Genomic DNA, 17650 nt, shown 5'->3' with positions numbered 1-17650 from the left:
ATGAGCGAGCCGAAACGCGAAATCCTCATCGCCGCCGCCATTCTCCTCAACGAGAAGCGGCAGATGCTCGTGGTGCGCAAGCGCGGCACCACGCAGTTCATGCAGCCGGGCGGCAAGATCGATCCAGGCGAAACGCCGGAACAGGCGCTTCACCGCGAGCTGGCCGAGGAAATCGGCCTGACGCTGCCCGAAAATGCCGCGCGTTATGAAGGCATCTTTCGCGAGGAAGCCGCCAATGAGCCGGGCGCTGATGTCGTCGCCCATGCCTTTACCGCCAGGCTTCATAGCGAGGTCACCCCGCAGGCGGAAATCGAGGAAGTCCGCTGGCTCGATCTCGACCGCACCCCCGGCGTCACCATCGCCAGACTGACGGAAACCCAGATGCTGCCGCTGGCGCGCGCCGCACTTACGGAAAGTGAAACCAAGCCGCGATGAACCAGGCCTCTTCCTACTCCGTCGTTTCCGCCAGAAAACTGGGCCTCACTTTCGAAACGGGGGACGGCCCGGTTCACGCTCTGTCCAATGTCGATCTCGACGTGAAAAAGGGCGACTTCGTCTCCTTCATCGGCCCTTCCGGCTGCGGCAAGACGACCTTTCTGCGGGTCATCGCCGATCTCGAAAAACACACGTCGGGTGAGATCACCGTCAACGGCACCACGCCGGAAAATGCCCGCAAGGACCGGTCCTACGGCTACGTCTTTCAGGCCGCCGCGCTCTATCCATGGCGCAGCATCGAAAAGAACATCGCCCTGCCGCTCGAAATCATGGGTTACAGCAAGGCCGAGCAGCGCGAGCGCATCGACCGCACCATGGACCTCGTCAACCTCAACGGCTTCAGCAAGAAATACCCCTGGCAGCTTTCCGGCGGCATGCAGCAGCGCGCCTCCATTGCCCGTGCGCTCGCCTTCGATGCCGACCTGCTTCTGATGGACGAGCCCTTCGGCGCGCTGGACGAGATCGTTCGCGATCATCTGAACGAACAGCTGCTGAAACTCTGGGATACGACCGGCAAGACCATCTGCTTCGTCACCCATTCCATTCCGGAAGCCGTTTATCTCTCGACCAAGATCGTCGTGATGTCGCCGCGGCCGGGCCGGGTGACCGATGTGATCGAATCCAGTTTGCCTCGGGAAAGGCCGCTGGAAATTCGCGAGACGCCGGAGTTTCTGGCGATTGCGCATCGGGTGCGTGAGGGGTTGAAGGCGGGGCATGGCTATGAGGGGTGAGGTCAGCGCCAGCATTACCCCCCTCTGCCCTGCCGGGCATCTCCCCCTCAAGGGGGGAGATCGACTCGTGGTGAGGTCTCGCCCGTCTCAACGTTTGCGAATGAAGTGGCGGTCGCGCCTCTTGCCGATCTCCCCCCTTGAGGGGGAGATGCCCGGCAGGGCAGAGGGGGGTAAGCCTCACCCACAGGTCACCGCTAATCATCACCCTCGATGCACGCAGCGGAGCAAAACCCCATGACCCTCCTCCGCCACCGCGTCCTCCCCATCCTCACCGTCCTCCTCGCCATCCTCGTCCTCTGGCACCTCGCCGTCATCTACCTCAACATGCCCTTCGCCCGCGACCAGGCCACCCGCGCTGGCCAGACGCCGGGCTTCCTCGAACTCCTGCCGCAAACCTTCGCACAGGAGCGCCCGGTCCTCCCCGCGCCGCATCAGATCATCGCGGAACTCTGGGATACCACCGTCAACAAGGCCGTCACCTCCAAGCGCAGCCTCGTCTACCACGCCGGCGTCACGCTTTCGGCCACGCTGCTCGGTTTCGCCATCGGCGCGGTGCTGGGAATCCTGCTGGCGGTCGCGATCATCCATAACCGCGCCATGGACCGCTCCGTCATGCCGTGGATCATTGCCAGCCAGACGATCCCCATTCTCGCCATCGCGCCGATGATCATCGTTGTCCTGAACTCCATCGGCATTTCCGGGCTGCTGCCGAAGGCGCTGATCTCGACCTATCTCTCTTTCTTCCCCATCGTCGTCGGCATGGTGAAGGGCTTAAGAAGCCCCGAAACCCTGCAGCTTGACCTGATGCACACCTATAATGCCTCACCAGCGCAGATCTTCTGGAAGCTGCGCTGGCCCGCCGCCCTGCCCTATCTCTTCACCTCGCTGAAGATCGCCATCGCCATCGCGCTCGTCGGCGCCATCGTCGGAGAACTACCGACAGGGGCCGTCGCCGGTCTCGGCGCGCGCCTGCTCTCCGGTTCCTATTATGGCCAGACGGTACAGATATGGGCGGCGCTGTTCATGGCAGCCGGTGTCGCCGCCATTCTGGTATCGATCATCGGCGTCGCCCATGCCGCCGTCCTCAAGCGAATGGGAGCACGGCCATGACGAACCCCGGCTGGTTTATCGGCGCTATCCTGTTCTGGCTTGCCGCCTGGGCGTTCAACGAATGGCTGGTGCGCCAGGCCTTTATTTCCGAGACAGCGAAACGCACAAGCCGCCTCGCCGTACCGCTCCTCTTTGGCCTCGCTATTATCGTGCTCTGGGAGGGGGTGGTGCGCGGATTTTCCGTGCCGCCCATCCTGCTGCCGGCGCCGAGCGCCATTCTCGCCCGTCTTCTCGGCTCTCTACCGATTCTCTGGGCGGATTTCCGCCAGACCTTCATCAAATCCGTACTGACGGGTTATGTCCTTGGCTGCGGCCTCGGGTTCCTCGTCGCCATCCTCATTGATCGGTCGCCTTTTCTGCAACGCGGTCTTCTGCCCATCGGCAATTTCGTCTCCGCCCTTCCGGTCGTCGGCGTGGCACCCATCATGGTGATGTGGTTCGGTTTCGACTGGCAGTCGAAAGTCGCCGTCGTCGTCATCATGACCTTCTTCCCGATGCTGGTGAACACGGTGCAGGGGCTTGCTGCCGCCAGCCACATGGAGCGCGACCTGATGCGCACCTATGCTGCCGGCTGGTGGCCGACGCTGATAAAGCTGCGCCTGCCCGCCGCCTGGCCTTTCATCTTCAACGCGCTGAAGATCAATTCCACGCTCGCCCTGATCGGCGCCATCGTCGCGGAATTCTTCGGCACGCCCATCGTCGGCATGGGTTTCCGCATCTCGGCGGAAATGGGCCGCAGCAATGTCGATATGGTCTGGGCCGAGATTGCCGTGGCGGCGCTCGCAGGTTCGGGCTTTTACGGTCTTGTGGCGCTCGCAGAACGGGCCGTCACCTTCTGGCATCCGTCCGTCCGTGGGGGACGAACGTAAATAACGAAAAAGGGAACAGCGATGAAAATGAAACTTGCATCCATGCTTCTTGCCGGGGCGTCACTCCTGACCGCATTTAGCGCTCAGGCCGCCGACAAGATCACCCTGCAGCTGAAATGGGTCACCCAGGCGCAGTTCGCCGGATATTACGTCGCCAAGGACAAGGGCTTTTATGAAGCCGAGGGCCTCGATGTCAATATCAAGCCGGGCGGCCCGGATATTGCGCCCGCGCAGGTTCTGGCCGGCGGCGGGGCCGACGTCATCGTCGACTGGATGCCGTCTGCGCTTGCCACGCGTGAAAAGGGCGTGCCTCTCGTCAATATCGCACAGCCGTTCAAATCATCGGGCATGATGCTGACCTGCCTGAAAGAAACCGGCATCAAGAAGCCTGATGATTTCAAGGGCAAGACGCTGGGCGTCTGGTTCTTCGGCAATGAATATCCGTTCCTGTCGTGGATGGCGCACCTGAAAATTCCGACCACCGGCGGCGCCGATGGCGTGACCGTGCTGAAACAGGGCTTCAACGTCGATCCGCTTTTGCAGAAACAGGCCGCCTGCATTTCGACGATGACCTATAATGAATATGGACAGGTCCTCGATGCCGGCATCAAGCCTGAAGACCTCGTCACCTTCAAATATGAAGACGAGGGCGTGGCGACGCTGGAGGACGGTCTCTACGTTCTCGAAGACAAGCTGAAGGACGCCAAGTTCAAGGAAGACATGGTCAAATTCGTGCGCGCCTCCATGAAGGGCTGGAAATGGGCGGAAGAAAACCCTGACGACGCCGCCGGCATCGTTCTCGAAAACGACGCCTCCGGCGCGCAGACCGAAAAGCACCAGAAGCGCATGATGGGCGAAGTGGCCAAGCTCACCGCAGGCTCCAAGGGTGCGCTCGACAAGGCGGATTACGAGCGAACGGTAAGGACCCTGCTCGGCGGCGGCTCCGATCCCGTCATCACCAAGGAGCCCTCGGGCGCATACACGACCGAAATTACCGACGCTGCGTTGAAGTAGGCGCGGGCGGGAAGATAGGATCGCGCGGCGTTGACCGCGCGATTTTGTTGAATGACAACCTCTCCTCCGTCATCCTCGGGCTTGACGCGAGGATTTACCGACGTTTCGATTGCGGCGATGTGCCTGGATCCGCGTCAAGCCCGAGAATGACGGCGTATTAGGCGCTCTCAGAATTCCAGGCCGCGTCACGCAGTGGTAACCCATCAAATCAATTACAACACCTCGGCCTATACAAAAATGTATATCAACCCTCGTGGCTATGCGGATTGATTTGCACGACAACAAGAATTACAGTCCCGCCCACAAGACTGCCAAATTTGATCTTGTAGAAAAAGCACAGGGCAAAGGTGCTTGAGATTCGCGTTGAGGGGCGTTCGAATCGGGAGGATCGAAAAGGGAGTATTGTGATCCCTTGTTTCACATTCGCCATCGCATGACCTTTTAAGATACGGGCCGCAGCCTGCAGGACATGTGAGCGGATATTGCGCGAGCCAAGACATATGCAGCATAAAGTCACGTTTAACCGCATTCTTTTCCTTCTTCTTCTGTCCGCAACGGCGCTTCCCCTTCCAGCAGCCGCGGAGGGAGAGGCACAGGCGCCGGTGAAACAGCAGAACGTGCCCTCGATCATCGTCGCGCATGTCGCAAAGCGCGACCTCGTGGACCGTGTTATCGCGACAGGCACAATCCGCCCGGTGGATGAAATCTACGTCCAGCCCCTGGTCGACGGCCTGTCGATCGACACGTTGAACGCCGATATCGGCGACCGGGTGGCGGCGAATGCGGTTCTGGCCGTCCTGTCCTCCGACAGCCTCGTCCTGCAAAAGAGCCAGCTCGAAGCCAACAAGGCCAAGGCCGAAGCTTCCGTCACCCAGTCCAAGGCGCAGGTGCTGGAGGCGCAGGCCAATCTGGCCGACGCCCTTCGCCAGCGCGACCGCGCCGCCAAGCTCAGCCAGACCGGTTCAGGCTCCATTTCCGAAACGGAAAAGACCGAAGCCCTCGCGCAGGTGGCGCAGGCTCGCCTCGATGCGGCCAAGCAGGCCGTTTCCGCCGGCGAAGCCGACATCAAGGTGGTTGACGCGCAGATCGCCGATATCGATCTCAAGCTCACGCGCACCGGCGTGAAAACTCCGGTCGCCGGCATCGTTTCAGCCAAGAACGCCAAGGTGGGCGCGATTGCCAGCGGCGCCGGAAACCCGCTTTTCACCGTCATCAAGGACGGCGCCATCGAACTTGTTGCCGATCTTTCCGAAACCGACATTCAAAACGTGAAAGTCGGCCAGAAAGCCTATTTGACGGTTGCTGGCGGAAGAGCGAAAATAGAAGGCAAGGTGCGCCTCGTTTCGCCGACCGTCGATCCGACGACGCGCCTCGGTTCCGTGCATGTGGTGCTGCCGGAAAACAGCCCGGCGCGATCGGGCATGTATGCCAGCGCAGAGATCGTGATCGAGGAGACGAACGCGCTCGCCTTGCCGCTCTCGGCTGTCACTTCCGGGCGTGAAGGCTCGACCACCCGCAAGGTGGAGGGCGACGTCGTCAAGCAGGTGAAGATCGAGACCGGCATAGAAGACGGTGGATTCATCGAGATCGTCAGCGGCCTTGCCGCTGGAGACAAGGTTGTCGAGAAAGCTGGAGCATTCGTGCGTGATGGTGACCGGATAAGACCGGTGGAAGCCCAGACGGCTGCGTCCAACTGACTGAGGGAATGAAATGAACTTCTCCGCATGGTCAATCCGTAACCCGATTGCGCCGCTTCTCGGCTTCGCGCTTTTGATGATGCTCGGCATGCAGGCGTTCAATACGCTGCCGATCACCCGTTTTCCGAATATCGACGTGCCTGTCGTCGCCGTCACCGTGACCCAGAGCGGGGCTTCGCCCTCCGAACTGGAGATGCAGGTGACGAAGGAGATCGAGGACGCCGTTGCCGCCATCAGTGGCGTCGACGAAATTCAGTCCACCGTGGTCGACGGCCAGTCGACGACAACGGTCGTGTTCCGCATCGAAAAACCGACGGAAGAAGCGGTTCAGGACACCAAGGACGCCATCGACAAGATCCGCAGCGATCTTCCCTCCGATATCGAAGTGCCCGTCGTCAGCAAGATCGACGTCGAGGGACAGGCGATCCAGACCTTCGCCGTCTCTTCGCCGAACATGACGCTGGAGGAACTGTCCTGGTTCGTGGATGACACGATCAAGCGCTCGCTGCAGGGCCAGTCCGGCATCGGCAAGGTCGACCGTTACGGCGGCGCGGACCGCGAGGTGCGCGTTTCGCTCAGCCCCGAAAAGCTCGATGCCTATGGCATCACCGCGACAGAGGTGAACAGCCAGCTGCGCGGCACCAATATCGACCTCGGCTCCGGCCGCGGCCAGGTGGGCGGCAACGAGCAGACCATCCGCACGCTGGGCGATACACGCGATGTAAGCCAGCTTGCCAACACCACGATTGCGCTTTCCAACGGCCGCTTCGTCAAGCTTTCCGAACTCGGCACGGTTACGGACACATATGAAGAGCAGAAGTCCTTCTCGCGCTTCAACGGCAATCCGGCCGTCACCTTTGCGGTGTTCCGCTCCAAGGGCGCGAGCGAGGTTTCGGTCGCCGAAACCGTCGCGCAAAGTCTCGATCAGGTCCGCAAGGACCACCCCGATGTCTCGATCGAGATGGTCGATGACGCCGTCTATTTCACCTATGGCAACTACAAGGCCGCACTGGACACGCTGATCGAAGGCGCGATCCTCGCCGTTATCGTGGTCCTTCTCTTCCTCCGGAACTGGCGCGCGACACTGATCGCCGCCGTGGCGCTGCCGCTTTCTGCGATCCCGACCTTCTGGATCATGGATATCATGGGCTTTTCGCTCAACCTCGTCAGCTTCCTCGCGCTTACGCTCGCCACGGGTATTCTCGTGGATGACGCCATCGTGGAAATCGAGAACATCGCCCGCCATATCAAGATGGGCAAGACGCCCTATCGCGCGGCCCTCGAAGCAGCCGATGAAATCGGACTTGCCGTCATCGCGACCAGCTTCACCATCATCGCCGTCTTTGTGCCCGTCTCGTTCATGCCGGGTATTCCGGGCCAGTATTTCATCCAGTTCGGCCTCACTGTCGCCTTCTCGGTATTCTTCTCGCTGGCAGTGGCCCGTCTCATCACACCCCTGATGGCGGCCTATCTGATGCGCGCCGAAGACGCGATGGACGATCACCACGACAATGACCGCAGGCTGATGAAGGCCTATACGCGCATGGTGACCGCCACCACGCGGAAATGGTGGGCGCGTTATCTCACACTATTGGGAGCCATTGCCTTCCTCATCGCCTCAGTGATGCTGTTGAGCCAGGTCCCCGGCAGCTTCCTGCCGCCTGATGACGCCTCGCGCGTCACCCTGTCCGTTGAACTGCCGCCCAATGCGACGCTGGATGAGACCGACCGCACGACAACGCAGATCTACCAGGCGATCCGTGACATCAACGGCGTGGAAAGCGTCTTCATCCTCGGTGGTGCTTCGCCCAAGGGGGACCTGGAGCTGCGCCGCGCCACCGTCAATGTCATCCTTGAGCATATCGATCACTCGCTGCTGAAAACCCTCGTGAACAAGGGGCTCGGCTCCATTCCGCTCATAGGCCAATATCTTCCCAAGCTGGAGGAGAAGGGCCGTACACGTCCGCAATGGGATGTCGAGCGGGATATTTTCGCGCAGGTGCGTGGCATTGCGGATGTTCGCATCATCAAGCTGAACGACCGCGCGGAACGCGAGCTTTCCTTCAACTTCCTTTCAACCAACGAGAAGGATCTGAACGACGCCGTGGGCATTCTCGAAAGCCGCCTGCGCGCTTCGCCCATCCTTGCCAATGTCAGTTCGGAAGGCGCTCTGCCCCGTCCCGAACTGCAGATCCGCCCGCGCAAGGATGAGATCGCCCGCCTGGGCATCACGCCGCAGCAGATTTCGCAGACCGTGCGCGTCGCCACCATCGGTGATATCGATGCGCAGCTGACGAAAATCTCGCTGGATGACCGGCAGATCCCGATCCGCGTGCAGGCTTCGCTCGATACCCGCCGCGATCTCGCCACCATCCGCGCCTTGAAGATCAAGACCGCCTCCGGTTCGCTGGTGCCGCTCTACAGCGTGGCCGATATTGATTACTCGGAAGGCCCGAGCTCGATCAAGCGCAACGACCGCAACCGCGTCGTCTCCATCGGCTCGGATGTGCCTTTCGGCACGGCGCTCGATACGTCGACGGCCGAGTTCAAGCGCATCGTTTCGGAAACCAACCTGCCGGCAAGCGTTCGGCTTGCCGAAAGCGGTGACGCCAAGGTGCAGGGCGAAATGCAGCAGGGCTTCGTCAACGCCATGCTGCTTGGCCTGATGCTGGTGCTGGTCGTTCTCATCCTGCTGTTCAAGGATGTCATCCAGCCCTTCACAATCCTGTTCTCGCTGCCGCTTGCCATCGGCGGCGTGGCAGTCGCGCTCATCATCACCCAGAACGCGCTCTCCATGCCGGTTCTCATCGGCATTCTGATGCTGATGGGCATCGTGACCAAAAACGCCATCCTGCTGGTGGATTTCGCCATCGAAATGCGCCGTCACGGCATGGAGCGGGTGCATGCCATGGTGGAGGCCGGCCGCAAGCGCGCCCGCCCGATCATCATGACCTCCATCGCCATGTCGGCAGGCATGCTGCCGTCGGCGCTCGGCGTCGGCGAAGGCGGTTCGTTCCGCGCACCGATGGCGATTGCGGTCATCGGCGGCATCATCGTTTCCACGGTGCTGTCGCTGATCGTGGTGCCGGCCTTCTTCCTGATCATGGACGACCTGTCGCGTCTGCTCGCCCACCTCTTCGGCCGTTTCGTCGGCAAGAAGGAAGAGGAGGAAGAGGCCCTCTCCAACGAGAAACTCTCGGAGATCGCCCGCGAAAACAGCCTCGCGCTTTCCTCGCTGGAGGCACGGGTGGCCAGTATGGAAAAGGGCAGCGGCGACAAGGCCGCGGACAAGGGCAGCAATATATTGCGATTGCCGCCGCTTGCCGCGGAGTGAATGCTGCAGCTTGAAGATTGAGACGCCGGGTCATGTGCCCGGCGTTTCCATATACTTTGGGAGAGCACGGCATCGCGGATCGTTTCTTCTCCCCGCCGGGAAGAAGGTGGCCCGAAGGGTCGGATGAGGGGGCAAGCTCTCCTGATATCTCGACCCTCGCCCCCTCGCCCCCTCATCCCGCTGCCGCGGACTTCTCCCCCTCGGGGAGAAGAAATATGCCGCACGCGCTCGCTCCATATTTCCCTTGTGATTGGAAGCATGAGCAGCCCCATCATTTCCTTCCTCACAACGGCCGCACCCCCGTTTGATCGAAATCAATTCGCTTTCCACCTGAACTGCTAGTCTCCCTCGCATCGGGAATTGCCGGTCGAGGAAAATGCGATGAGTTCAGTGCAGATGGGCGTGAGGGGCAAGGAACATCCCCGGTTTCGTATCGCTTCGGACAGCCCGGCAAAAGGTTTGAGCGGGAGCCGAATGGACGTGAACAAGACCGTGAAGCTGAGCAACAGGGACAGGAACATTCTGCTGCGTGCGCCCTTGATCGGGATCGCGGATGACGCGGTGGCGCTGAAGCTGATGGAGGCGGCGACCATCACCAATGTGAATGCCCGCCATGTGCTTTTTAAGGAAGGCGAACTGGCCCAGCATTTCTATTGCGTGCTGTCGGGTTATGTCAGGCTCTACCGGCTGGACAGGCACGGCCGCGAGGCGGACGTGCGCGTCAGCGGCCCCGGCGATACCTTCAATGAATGCCTGATCTTCGGTAGCGACACCTATCGTTACAGCGCGCAGGCGGCGGAAAGCTGCACCGTGGCGCGTTTCGAACTCACCAGGCTGCGCAGCCTGATCGATCAGGAGCCGGCCATCGCCAAGGCCGTCATGCGCTGCCTGTCCAACAGCCTGCTGGCCACGATGGATTGCATCGCCAACGACCGGCTGCAGACGGCGCCGCAACGTGTCGCCCATTACCTCATCAATCAGGGCCCGCGCGACGCGACATCCTTTTCGCTGCGGCTGCCATTCCAGAAAAGCCTGCTCGCCGGCAAGCTCGGCCTCGCGCCGGAGGCCCTCTCCCGCGCCTTCTCCACCCTGAAAAAGTCGGGCGTCACGGTGCGCGGTCGCATCGTCCAGGTCAATGACGTGGCGGCGCTGAAACAGATCTGAAAATACGGGGAGAGGACGAAGGGCGGGAGGCCATCAGGCATTCCGCCCTTCGGTGTATTGCACGGAAGTCATCCAGGCTGCGGTATAAAACCGAAACTGTCGCCCCGCCGCTCGACCGTAAAAAAGCCGCCGAGATGGCCGCCGGACACCAGCCAACCATGGTCAGCCGCCGCCGACAACGCTTCGAGACGCGTCGCGTGGGCGAGTTCGGAATCGATATCATAGACAAAAGCAATTCCGGGATCGGCCGCCTGCATGTCCCCGACATGCAGCACATCGCCCCATAACATCAACCGCTTATCGTCTCTTCCTATGAGATAAGCCATCTGTCCGGGCGTATGACCGGGCACCGCGATTGCCTCTATGTCCTCGGCAACCGTCCCCACCGAGATCGGCCGCAACATCGCGCCGCAAATATCGATCAGGCGGGCAGCCAGATCGAAACCGCCCTGCCGGGCGGGCGGCAATGTCTTTCGCGCCTCTGCATTGGTGAAAAAGGCAAGATCGGCCTCCGGCACCCATATCTCCGCCTTGGGAAAATAAGGCCGGTCGCCATCGATGAGGCCCAGCGCGTGATCACCGTGAATATGGGTGAGGATGACACGGCTGACATCATCAGGCTGAATACCGGCGGTAATCATCTCCGCGCGGGCATGGCCATAGGCCTCGCCCCAGGCCGTGCCGCAGCCGGCATCGATCAGCCAGATGCCCTCAGGTCCCGAAAGCGTGAAGCAGTTGACGTCCATATCCACTGTTTCGCCGTGATGGCCGGCAAGGGCCGCAGCCAGCGCTTCGGCACCCTGGCGGTGAATGAGATGGCTGACCGGTGCCTTGTAGACACCGTCGACAAAACGGGAAACTTCGTAAGCGCCGAAACGGCGGGGCATCGTCATTATTCAGAGACCGCCCTGCTCTTTCAGGAAACCGACGATGCGGTCCACGCCATCGCCCCGTTTCATGTCGGTAAAAACAAAGGGCATGGCGTTGCGCATGCGGGTCGCATCGCTGTCCATGACAGTCAGATCCGCGCCAACATAAGGCGCAAGGTCCTTCTTGTTGATGACGAGCAGGTCCGAACGGGTGATGCCTGGCCCGCCCTTGCGCGGAATTTCCTCGCCCTGGCAGACGGAAATCACATAGATGGTGATATCGGCAAGATCAGGCGAAAAGGTCGCCGCGAGGTTATCACCACCGGATTCGATGAAGACCACGTCGAGATCGGGAAAACGCTGGTTGAGCCCGGCAATCGCCTGCAGATTGATCGTGGCATCTTCGCGAATGGCCGTATGCGGGCAACCGCCCGTCTCCACCCCGACGATCCTTTCGGAAGGCAGCGCCTGCATGCGCACCAGTGCCTCGGCATCTTCCTTGGTATAGATATCATTGGTGACGACGGCGACCGAATAATCGGCGCTCATCGCCTTGCAGAGCTTTTCCGTCAGCGCCGTCTTGCCGGAACCCACCGGCCCGCCAATCCCAACGCGCAGCGGACCATTACCCGATTTCATCACTCTGTTCCCTTCACTATGCTGTGGTCCAATCTTACGACAACCACTCAAATTACAGCTCAAATATACGCAAGGATCGTGCCACTTGTTTCTTCTCCCCGCCGGGGAGAAGGTGGCCCGAAGGGTTGGATGAGGGGGCTAGCTCTCCGGATATCTCTACCCTTGCCCCCTCATCCCGCTGCCGCGACCTTCTCCGCGGTGGGGAGAAGAAACAAGTGGCACGCGCTCGCCCCATCGATTGCAGTCGCTTTCACGACCGGAAAAGCCGTGTCCCCTGAGTTTCATGACGCATTGCCGCCGTATCGGCGATGATCGTGGCGCTGCCGAGGTCATCAAGCGTGGACTGGACGGCCCGTGCCGCCACCTCGGCAATCCCAGCCTCGCTTGCGGCGAGAATGGCAACGCCATCTTTCTGGCCCGCGACGCCGAGACGGATAGCGGCAGAAACGATCTGTGAAACACCTGCATGCAGAAAGGCGGCAAGCGTCTCGCGCAGCGGCACGCCGTGGCCCGCGGCCACAGCGCCTATGGCGACGGGATAGGGAGCCTCTTTCGGCAACAGCTCCAGAACCGCATGCGGCCATGCGCTGGCGGCGGAAACGAAGGCGTCTCCCAGAAGCACGGTCTCCCGATAACGCTCCGCCGAACCGGCGAGCGCGCGGCCAAGATCAGCGGTTTCGCTGAGCGCTACGGCATCCTGCGAGCATCGCCAGGCATGCGCGAGAAACACCGCATCGTTCCACAGGCTGCCGTGGCGCAGCAGCGTTTCCACCCAGCCGCTCAACTCGGCGGCATTACGCACACGCCCGTCCTCCACCGTCTTTTCCAGCCCGCCCGAATAGGAAAAGCCGCCGACAGGAAACGCCGGCGACATCCAGGCCATCAGGCGCAGCAGCGCGGCGACGCCGCGTTCCCCGCTCACGCCTCAGCCGTGATCATGATGGTGGTGGCCATGCCCGTGCCCGTGATCATGGCCATGCGAGTGGCCGCCATGGGCGTGATAAGCGCCGCGCGCCGGCTGAAACGGCTCTTCCACCTCGCGCACTGTGGCGCCCAGACCTTCCAGCATGGCGCGAATGACATGGTCACGCAGGATGAGAATACGCTCCTCCTCGATCTGCGCCGAAAGATGCCGGTTGCCCAGATGCCAGGCGAGCTCGATCAGGTGAAGGCGGTCCTTCGCCTTGATTTCGAACAGCTTTTCATCCGCCGCACGAACCTCGATCAGATCGCCGTTTTCGACCATCAAAAGGTCGCCATGGGCAAACAGCACGGCTTCCTTCAGGTCCAGCATCACCATCTCGTCATTCTGCAGATGCAGAAGCTTGCGGCGCAGATGCCGCTGGTCATGCGCCAGCGTGACATAGCCGGAGGGCTCGTCGGCAGGGGTTCCGGCCGGGTGATAGGAGGTGACGCGCAGCATGGGATGATCCGTTTCAGAAACAGTCTTGGGGGTCTGATTTTTGACGGATAGGCGGGGGGATTTCAAGGTGTGTTTTCAGGGCGGCAATGCCTCGGAAAACAAAAAGCCCGGCATCGCTGCCGGGCCTTTCTCAAACAACAAAACCAAAATCAGGCCGCAGCGCGGCTTTTCAGGTTTTCCAGAATGTTCTGCGGCGAGGAAACGCCGTAGGGGTCGCTATCGCAATTGTCCGAATAGCCTTCTTCCTCGAACCACTGCTCGACGACGCCATCGTTGATGACGGCGGCGTAACGCCAGGACCGCATGCCGAAGCCGAGATTGTCCTTGGCGACCAGCATGCCCATCTTGCGGGTGAACTCGCCCGAACCGTCAGGGATGACCTTGACGTTTTCGAGGTTCTGACCCTTGGCCCAAGCGTTCATGACGAAAGCATCATTGACCGACAGGCAATAGATTTCATCAACGCCGAGCGCACGGAACTCGGGTGCGAGTTTTTCGAAATCAGGAAGCTGGTAGGTCGAGCATGTCGGCGTGAAAGCGCCGGGCAGCGAAAAGAGGACGACCTTCTTGCCCTTGAAATAATCGTCGGAGGTCATGTCCTGCCAACGGAAGGGGTTCGGGCCGCCAACGGCCTCATCGCGAACGCGCGTGCGGAAGGTTACGGCGGGCACTTTTTTGCCGAGCATGTCTTGTCTCCTGTTCTGGCGTTTTGCGAGGCATCGCTTGGGATCGATCCGCGCGGAATTCTTTTGCCGTTTCCATAGCGCAAGACGCGCTGCGGTGCAGCATAAAAATGGGATTCCAGCCACCAAATGCGCGAAATGCCGCACGGAATTGGGGATCAATTGTGCAGGTTTATCGACCAGCGCAACAGCGGCGGCAAGGGCGTCCACCAACCGGTTTGAACGCCCGCTTCCCGCAACATCGCGGCTGACCACGTGTTACAGCCGGCGAACGCATTGAACTGGCCATTCGCCTCGAAAAAAGCGTCCGTCAGGCCGTAGCCAGCGCCGGGTACCGGACTAACACCGTCATCGTTTCCGGCAAAACTCGCCCGGATGCCCGCGACGAGACGCTGATAACCCACTTCGGAAATTCGAAGCCGTTTCACTCCGGCGAGATCAGCGGGAAAATCACCTGTCACATCCACATGCATGACGGAGCTGTCCAGCGTGAAAGAGCGCAGAACCGGCATCGGTTTCAAATCGGCCCAGGTGGGCGTCTGAATGTAAAACGAGCGGCCGCCCCAGCCGAACACCAGATAGGCCGCAGCTGGATGATTGACCGCAATCCCACCCTCCTGCAACTCGGCAAAGACCCGCCGCAGATCGTCATCAACCGGCAGGGCGATATCGGTGTGGATCGGGTTGGATAAGAGCAGGATTTCCCTGCTCTTTTCGCCTTCACCCACCTGCTCGGCAAAAAACGGGCGCGGCGCAACCGTGCCCAGCACAAGAAGCAGGAGGAGCAGCAGCAGGCCGCCGCCGATCCATCGTGTGAGGCGTCTCAAGAGCGCCTGCCGTCAGAACAGGAAATAACGCTGCGCCATCGGCAGCACGGTCGCCGGTTCACAGGTCAGAAGCTCGCCATCCGCACGTACTTCATAGGTCTCGGGGTCAACCTCGATATGCGGCGTCAGCGAATTGTGGATCATCGAGGCCTTGGAAATGCCGCCGCGCACATTTTTCACCGGCAGCAGCTTCTTCGCGACACCGAGACGCTGGGCAAGGCCGGCATCCAGCGACGCCTGCGAGACAAAGGTCACCGAGGAATTGGTGCGCAGCTTGCCATAGGCGGCGAACATCGGCCGGTAATGCATCGGCTGCGGCGTGGGGATGGAGGCATTCGGATCGCCCATTGGCGCGGCAGCGATCGAGCCGCCCAGCAGCACCATTTCCGGCTTCACGCCGAAAAACGCCGGGTTCCAAAGAACCAGATCGGCACGCTTGCCGACTTCGATGGAGCCGATCTCGTGGCTGACACCCTGGGCGATGGCCGGGTTGATGGTATATTTGGCGATGTAACGACGAACACGGAAATTGTCGTTTTCGCCGGTCTCTTCCTTCAGGCGGCCACGCTGGCGCTTCATCTTGTCAGCGGTCTGCCAGGTGCGGATCGCCACCTCGCCGACACGGCCCATGGCCTGACTATCGGAGGAAATGATCGAAAACGCGCCGATATCGTGGAGAATATCCTCCGCCGCAATGGTTTCCTTGCGGATGCGGCTTTCGGCAAAGGCGATATCTTCGGGGATGGACGGCGACAAGTGGTGGCACACCATCAGCATGTCGAGATGTTCCGCCAGCGTATTGACGGTGTAAGGCCGCGTCGGGTTGGTCGAGGACGGAATGACGTTGGGATTGCCGCAGACCTTGATGATGTCAGGCGCGTGGCCACCGCCCGCCCCTTCGGTGTGGAAAGCGTGGATGGTGCGGCCCCTGATAGCCGCGACCGTGTCTTCCACGAAACCGCTCTCGTTCAGAGTGTCGGTGTGTATCATCACCTGCACGTCATATTCGTCGGCCACCGTCAGGCAATTGTCGATGGCGGCGGGCGTCGTGCCCCAGTCCTCATGCAGCTTCAACGAGGAGGCACCGGCGAGGATCATTTCTTCCAGCGGACCCGGCAGAGAGGCATTGCCCTTGCCCGCAAGCGCGAGGTTCATCGGGAAAGCATCGAAGCTTTCGATCATCCGCTCGATATGCCATGCGCCGGTGCAGGTGGTGGCAAGCGTGCCGTGCGCCGGGCCGGAGCCGCCGCCAAGCATGCAGGTCACACCACTCATCAGCGCTTCTTCGATCTGCTGCGGGCAGATGTAATGGATATGCGCATCCATGCCGCCGGCGGTCAGAATCTTGCCTTCGCCGGCAATTGCTTCCGTCGAGGGACCGACGATGATCGTCACGCCGGGCTGCGTATCGGGATTGCCGGCCTTGCCGATGGCGTGAATGCGGCCGTTCTTCAGGCCCACATCTGCCTTGTAGATGCCGCTATGGTCAACGATGACGGCATTGGTGATGACGGTATCGACAGCGCCCTCTGCCCGCGTCGCCTGGCTCTGGCCCATGCCGTCGCGAATGACCTTGCCACCGCCGAATTTCACTTCCTCGCCATAGGTCGTGTGGTCCTTCTCGATCTCGATGAAGAGTTCGGTATCAGCAAGACGCACCTTGTCGCCAACGGTCGGGCCGAACATGCCGGCATAGGCGGCGCGGGAAATCTTGTATGGCATGGGTTCAGGCTCCTTCGGACGCGGAGAAAATCGGTATGGGAGAAAATCGTGTCAGCCGGCCCGTTCCCGCAAGGGCATCGACCAGCTGTTGTTCGGCGGTAAAGGGATGGCCGCTCCAGCCCTGGTGGCTGAAACCGGCAATCGTCACCTCGTCATCATCGCCGCTGACATTTTCAAGAACATGGGCAATGGCAACGAGGCCGGTGCTGGGGCAGACGTATGGTGCGGGCTTATAGGCTTCGAGCGCCGTATCGAGCCTCTCATGCACACCGCGAGAAATAACGACATGGCTCTTGCCGCCAGCTCGTGCGATGGCCGCGAATTCGCCGGTATAATCGGCGCAGAAATCAGTGAGTTCCGGCCAGGCTGCGCGGATGCCGGGTTCCATTTCGGCAAATTTCGCAGGATCGCGCACCGACCAGATGGCGGCGGCTTGGCGCACACCATGGCTCTCGCGCCATTCGCTTCCCTCGGTCATCTCACGGCCCGGCCGCCCGGTATTACACACGGCCACCACATCGGTGCGCGTACCGCCCAGCCCAAGAGACCGGCAATCATTAAAACGGACGACGATATCCGACCGGTCGATAAGCAGGGCCGCGCCTGGCGGCAGCTCCCCGTTTCCGACAATCGTGATCCGCCGCCCCATGGGTTCAGAAACCTTCCGAGAGTTGGCGCAGTTCTTCCGCCCGCTTGCCGCTCGTCTCGGCCAGGCAGGAAGAGATCAGCATCGGCTCCATTGAGCCGCCACGCGCCTGAAAACCGGCAAGTGCGCAATTGGCGTCACGGAACGCCACCCATGCGCGCTGAGCTGTCACCAGCGCGTCGGTTGCACCCTTTCCATCCGCATCCGCCGCCTTGTCACGTTCGATGAGCAGCTTGCGCAGCTTCTGATAAGCGACATTGAGCTCTTTGTCGGCCTTTTCGTAATCCTTGCCGGCGCAAATCGTCATGTCCGCCTGCGTCTGCGGTTCCTTGCAGTTCGGCTCCTGCGCGGCAACCGGCATGGAAATACCGGCGGTTACGCAGATGAGAGCGGTCATGACGAGGTTGTTCTTGCTGATCGCCATCGC

The 17650-nt window shown here is 61.0% G+C and carries 17 protein-coding genes; 8 read left to right on the top strand and 9 right to left on the bottom strand.

Going from position 1 to position 17650, the window contains the following annotated elements:
* From WA845_RS05830 to WA845_RS05795, 8 genes are all read left to right on the top strand, one after another.
* A complete protein-coding gene (locus WA845_RS05830) occupies window positions 1–435 on the top strand; it encodes an NUDIX hydrolase (protein WP_004443258.1) in 435 nt (144 codons plus the stop codon).
* On the top strand, window positions 432–1226 hold the full coding sequence (locus WA845_RS05825; protein ID WP_112556899.1) for an ATP-binding cassette domain-containing protein: 795 nt from the start codon (window positions 432–434) through the stop codon (window positions 1224–1226). Before WA845_RS05830 ends, WA845_RS05825 begins: the two co-directional genes overlap by 4 nt.
* A 234-nt stretch (window positions 1227–1460) precedes the next feature.
* Entirely contained in the window at window positions 1461–2336 is an 876-nt protein-coding gene (locus tag WA845_RS05820) for an ABC transporter permease (protein WP_107341344.1), read from the top strand.
* The gene (locus WA845_RS05815; RefSeq protein WP_112556897.1) at window positions 2333–3205 is read left to right on the top strand and encodes an ABC transporter permease subunit; all 873 of its coding nucleotides are present in this window, start codon (window positions 2333–2335) and stop codon (window positions 3203–3205) included. Before WA845_RS05820 ends, WA845_RS05815 begins: the two co-directional genes overlap by 4 nt.
* A 21-nt stretch (window positions 3206–3226) precedes the next feature.
* A complete protein-coding gene (locus WA845_RS05810) occupies window positions 3227–4219 on the top strand; it encodes an ABC transporter substrate-binding protein (protein ID WP_107341345.1) in 993 nt (330 codons plus the stop codon).
* 500 nt (window positions 4220–4719) lie between these two features.
* Window positions 4720–5916, top strand: a complete 1197-nt coding sequence (locus tag WA845_RS05805) for an efflux RND transporter periplasmic adaptor subunit (RefSeq protein ID WP_006699561.1) — start codon at window positions 4720–4722, stop codon at window positions 5914–5916.
* 13 nt (window positions 5917–5929) lie between these two features.
* Window positions 5930–9250 carry an efflux RND transporter permease subunit gene (locus tag WA845_RS05800; RefSeq protein WP_337322227.1) on the top strand — a complete coding sequence of 1107 codons (3321 nt, stop codon included), beginning with the start codon at window positions 5930–5932 and terminating at the stop codon, window positions 9248–9250.
* A 474-nt stretch (window positions 9251–9724) separates the two neighbouring features.
* Window positions 9725–10414: a cyclic nucleotide-binding domain-containing protein gene (locus WA845_RS05795; protein ID WP_112557326.1), complete on the top strand. Its 690-nt coding sequence runs from the start codon at window positions 9725–9727 to the stop codon at window positions 10412–10414.
* A 68-nt stretch (window positions 10415–10482) separates the two neighbouring features.
* Here WA845_RS05795 and aidB read toward each other — a convergent pair whose 3' ends face one another.
* The 9 genes from aidB to WA845_RS05750 form a co-directional block, all read right to left on the bottom strand.
* On the bottom strand, window positions 10483–11307 hold the full coding sequence (aidB, locus tag WA845_RS05790; RefSeq protein WP_112557328.1) for an AidB family quorum-quenching N-acyl homoserine lactonase: 825 nt from the start codon (window positions 11305–11307) through the stop codon (window positions 10483–10485).
* A gap of 3 nt (window positions 11308–11310) precedes the next feature.
* Window positions 11311–11922 carry an urease accessory protein UreG gene (gene ureG / locus WA845_RS05785; RefSeq protein WP_004443279.1) on the bottom strand — a complete coding sequence of 204 codons (612 nt, stop codon included), beginning with the start codon at window positions 11920–11922 and terminating at the stop codon, window positions 11311–11313.
* A 250-nt stretch (window positions 11923–12172) separates the two neighbouring features.
* A complete protein-coding gene (locus WA845_RS05780) occupies window positions 12173–12844 on the bottom strand; it encodes an urease accessory UreF family protein (RefSeq protein ID WP_162719333.1) in 672 nt (223 codons plus the stop codon).
* Between the two features lie 3 nt (window positions 12845–12847).
* Window positions 12848–13345 (bottom strand): urease accessory protein UreE, encoded by a 498-nt coding sequence (gene ureE, locus WA845_RS05775; RefSeq protein WP_022556801.1) that lies wholly within the window; start codon window positions 13343–13345, stop codon window positions 12848–12850.
* 149 nt (window positions 13346–13494) lie between these two features.
* Window positions 13495–14031: a peroxiredoxin gene (locus tag WA845_RS05770; protein ID WP_006699556.1), complete on the bottom strand. Its 537-nt coding sequence runs from the start codon at window positions 14029–14031 to the stop codon at window positions 13495–13497.
* A gap of 155 nt (window positions 14032–14186) precedes the next feature.
* Window positions 14187–14855, bottom strand: a complete 669-nt coding sequence (locus tag WA845_RS05765) for a TIGR02117 family protein (protein ID WP_112557330.1) — start codon at window positions 14853–14855, stop codon at window positions 14187–14189.
* Window positions 14856–14867: 12 nt separating this feature from the next.
* On the bottom strand, window positions 14868–16577 hold the full coding sequence (ureC, locus tag WA845_RS05760; protein WP_112557332.1) for an urease subunit alpha: 1710 nt from the start codon (window positions 16575–16577) through the stop codon (window positions 14868–14870).
* A 4-nt stretch (window positions 16578–16581) separates the two neighbouring features.
* On the bottom strand, window positions 16582–17226 hold the full coding sequence (locus tag WA845_RS05755; protein WP_045532181.1) for a hypothetical protein: 645 nt from the start codon (window positions 17224–17226) through the stop codon (window positions 16582–16584).
* A gap of 4 nt (window positions 17227–17230) precedes the next feature.
* A complete protein-coding gene (locus tag WA845_RS05750) occupies window positions 17231–17647 on the bottom strand; it encodes a lysozyme inhibitor LprI family protein (protein ID WP_082074323.1) in 417 nt (138 codons plus the stop codon).
* Between the last annotated feature and the right edge of the window lie 3 nt (window positions 17648–17650).

This window comes from Agrobacterium sp. CMT1, assembly GCF_037203725.1.
GTDB classification, from domain to species: Bacteria; Pseudomonadota; Alphaproteobacteria; order Rhizobiales; family Rhizobiaceae; genus Agrobacterium; species Agrobacterium pusense.
This window is presented reverse-complemented; position numbering and strand designations above follow the sequence as displayed.

Coding starts and splice junctions, on each gene's coding strand:
- WA845_RS05830 (WP_004443258.1), top strand. CDS start 1: ATGAGCGAGCCGAAACGCGAAATCCTCATCGCCGCCGCCATTCTCCTC.
- WA845_RS05825 (WP_112556899.1), top strand. CDS start 432: ATGAACCAGGCCTCTTCCTACTCCGTCGTTTCCGCCAGAAAACTGGGC.
- WA845_RS05820 (WP_107341344.1), top strand. CDS start 1,461: ATGACCCTCCTCCGCCACCGCGTCCTCCCCATCCTCACCGTCCTCCTC.
- WA845_RS05815 (WP_112556897.1), top strand. CDS start 2,333: ATGACGAACCCCGGCTGGTTTATCGGCGCTATCCTGTTCTGGCTTGCC.
- WA845_RS05810 (WP_107341345.1), top strand. CDS start 3,227: ATGAAAATGAAACTTGCATCCATGCTTCTTGCCGGGGCGTCACTCCTG.
- WA845_RS05805 (WP_006699561.1), top strand. CDS start 4,720: ATGCAGCATAAAGTCACGTTTAACCGCATTCTTTTCCTTCTTCTTCTG.
- WA845_RS05800 (WP_337322227.1), top strand. CDS start 5,930: ATGAACTTCTCCGCATGGTCAATCCGTAACCCGATTGCGCCGCTTCTC.
- WA845_RS05795 (WP_112557326.1), top strand. CDS start 9,725: ATGGACGTGAACAAGACCGTGAAGCTGAGCAACAGGGACAGGAACATT.
- aidB (WP_112557328.1), bottom strand. CDS start 11,307: ATGACGATGCCCCGCCGTTTCGGCGCTTACGAAGTTTCCCGTTTTGTC.
- ureG (WP_004443279.1), bottom strand. CDS start 11,922: ATGAAATCGGGTAATGGTCCGCTGCGCGTTGGGATTGGCGGGCCGGTG.
- ureE (WP_022556801.1), bottom strand. CDS start 13,345: ATGCTGCGCGTCACCTCCTATCACCCGGCCGGAACCCCTGCCGACGAG.
- WA845_RS05770 (WP_006699556.1), bottom strand. CDS start 14,031: ATGCTCGGCAAAAAAGTGCCCGCCGTAACCTTCCGCACGCGCGTTCGC.
- ureC (WP_112557332.1), bottom strand. CDS start 16,577: ATGCCATACAAGATTTCCCGCGCCGCCTATGCCGGCATGTTCGGCCCG.
- WA845_RS05755 (WP_045532181.1), bottom strand. CDS start 17,226: ATGGGGCGGCGGATCACGATTGTCGGAAACGGGGAGCTGCCGCCAGGC.
- WA845_RS05750 (WP_082074323.1), bottom strand. CDS start 17,647: ATGGCGATCAGCAAGAACAACCTCGTCATGACCGCTCTCATCTGCGTA.